Origin of the sequence: Mycobacterium sherrisii (assembly GCF_002102355.1) — a bacterium.
In the GTDB taxonomy this organism is placed as follows: Bacteria; Actinomycetota; Actinomycetes; order Mycobacteriales; family Mycobacteriaceae; genus Mycobacterium; species Mycobacterium sherrisii.
The window spans coordinates 1-2,447 of the sequence record NZ_LQPT01000064.1; the positions used below are offsets into that span (position 1 = coordinate 1).

Annotated in this window: 3 protein-coding genes; 1 reads left to right on the plus strand and 2 read right to left on the minus strand. The window is 63.9% G+C overall.

Translation table 11 applies throughout. The features are described from left to right. Window positions 1–450 (plus strand): integrase core domain-containing protein (locus AWC25_RS10095; RefSeq protein WP_142278710.1); only part of this gene is annotated, 450 nt, incomplete at its 5' end. Window positions 451–456: 6 nt separating this feature from the next. Here the strand turns inward: AWC25_RS10095 and AWC25_RS10100 are convergent. Continuing rightward, on the minus strand, window positions 457–1,587 hold the full coding sequence (locus AWC25_RS10100; protein ID WP_069403151.1) for a nitronate monooxygenase: 1,131 nt from the start codon (window positions 1,585–1,587) through the stop codon (window positions 457–459). A gap of 121 nt (window positions 1,588–1,708) precedes the next feature. After that, complete coding sequence (locus AWC25_RS10105) at window positions 1,709–2,173, minus strand: hypothetical protein (protein ID WP_069403150.1); 465 nt, start codon at window positions 2,171–2,173, stop codon at window positions 1,709–1,711. Window positions 2,174–2,447: the final 274 nt, after the last annotated feature.

Here is a 2,447-nt window from a genome sequence, read left to right on the forward strand (position 1 = left end):
GTGTACCTGCATTCGGCCGTCGACGGGTTCTCCCGACTGTCCTACACCGAAGCCCTTGACAACGAAAAAGCCGTCACCGCAATCGGATTCATGCACCGCGCCCGGGTATGGTTCGCCGTCCATGGCATCGACCGCATCCAGCGGATCGTCACCGACAACGGCGCCTGCTACCGGGCCAAAGACTTCGCCCACGTGCTCCACGGCGCACGCCACCAATTCATCACGCCCTACACCCCGCGCCACAACGGCAAAGTCGAGCGCTACAACCGCATCCTGGCCGAAGAGTTCCTCTACGCCAGGACATGGACCTCAGAAACCCAACGCGCCGAAGCACTCAAAGTCTGGAACATCCACTTCAACTACCATCGACCACACTCTGCCGCCGCAGGCCAGCCACCAGCATCACGACTCGCCACCGGCGTCACCAATGTCATGGCCTCATACAGTTAGCTGTCGCTAGACGGTGGCGGCCTCGTTGAGTTCGTCGAGCCGGTTCGTCGCTTCCAGGTATTCCTGCACCCAGCGCTCGATCACGGTCGACGTCTTCTCGACCTTCTGGAACTGACCGACCACCTGCCCTACGGGGTTGAACGCAACGTCCACGGACTCGTTGGGGTACCGGTTGGTGGCCCGCACCGCCATGCCGGACACCATGTATTGCAACGGCATACCGAGCGGCTTCGGGTTCTCCGGCTGCTCCCAGGCCTCGGTCCAGTCGTTGCGCAACATCCGGGCGGGCTTGCCCGTGAAGGAACGGCTGCGGACGGTGTCGCGGCTGCCGGCCTTGATGTAGGCGGCCTGCTGCACGGGGGTGTTCGAGGATTCCTCCACCATCAGCCACTGCGAACCGGTCCAGGCACCCTGACAGCCCAGCGCCAGGGCGGCTGCGATCTGCTGACCGCTGCCGATTCCACCCGCGCCGAGGACGGGGACCGGCGCAACCTCCTTGACGACCTGCGGCCACAGCACGATCGAGCCGACCTCGCCGCAGTGCCCACCGGCCTCGCCACCCTGGGCGATGATGATGTCGACGCCGGCGTCGGCGTGCTTGCGGGCCTGCGAAGGCGATCCGCACAACGCGGCGACCTTGAGCCCGGCGTCGTGAATGTGCTTGATCATGTCCGCGGGCGGGGTGCCGAGCGCGTTCGCGATCATCTTGACCTTCGGGTGCTTGAGCGCCACCTCGACCTGCGGCGTGGCCGTCGCCTCGGTCCAGCCGAGTAGCTGCAAGGTGTCGCCGTCACTGTCCTCGACCGGTACGCCGTGATCGGCGAGGATCTTCTTGCCGAAGTCGAGATGTTCCTGCGGCACCATCTTGCGCAGCGTCTCGGCCAGTTCCTCGGCGGACAGATTCGAGTCCATGCCCTCGTACTTGTTCGGGATGACGATGTCGACGCCGTAGGGGTGGTCGCCGATATTCTCGTCGATCCAGTTCAGCTCGATTTCCAACTGCTCGGGCGTGAAACCGACGGCTCCGAGAACGCCGAACCCCCCGGCCTTGCTGACCGCCACCACGACATCGCGGCAGTGGGTGAAGGCGAAGATCGGGAACTCGATACCGAGTTCGTCGCAAATAGGGGTGTGCATGTACAACTCCTGGGATGCTCGCCGAATTGGAACGTGTTCTAGTTTAGTACTTGCTGCGATGACGTGGCCAGGGGCCCCCGACCCGCGCCCGCCCACTACGACGTGTCGCGGCCCGAATCGGTCAGGCCGCTAAGTCGCGGCCCAGCCACAGCATCAGGAACCCGAACATGCACCCGGCGCAGATGAGGTGATCGCGGCATACCGATCGCGCCAGCCGACTTTGTTCGGGCGCGCTGTCGGTGCGGTGTCCGAGCCGGACCGCGTCAGGCACGGTCTGCGTCAGCGCCAGCATCGTCGGAATGCCGGCGAGGCCCGCCGACATCAACAACAGCCAGCCGGGATCTTGGGCGCGGGTTGATTCAAAGCCCAACGCCGCCAACAGGATCAACATGACCAGAGCGATGAGCCGACTCATCGGCCGCGACGAGGTGGTCGCGCGGTGGTAGTAGGCAGCCACGGAGGCCAGGACGGGTTCGGGCAATTCCTCACCGGCGGACCGGTGTCGCAGCACTTGCACGTCGAAGATCAAGTCCATCCACAAGATGGCAAACAGAAATCCGCCGCAGGCCGTGAGCAATGCGCGCATGAGGTTTGCCCCCTCCCGTCGATCGGGTTCGGCGCCGTACCCATTGTTTCGCCGCGGCTGCAAAAAACCACTGCTGCAGCGAATCAGTGGTTATCGATCGGTGGGACAGGCCCGACTTGCGTTCAGCGGTGGGACAGCACCGAGTCCCGCAAATCACTTGCGGCACTTACGTTTCAGTGGTTTCTCGGCCGGATTCGGTGTCGGTGGTCCGCGTTATCATTCGAACATGCGTTCGACAGATCGCGAGGGTATCCAGGCGGACTTTGACTCGTCG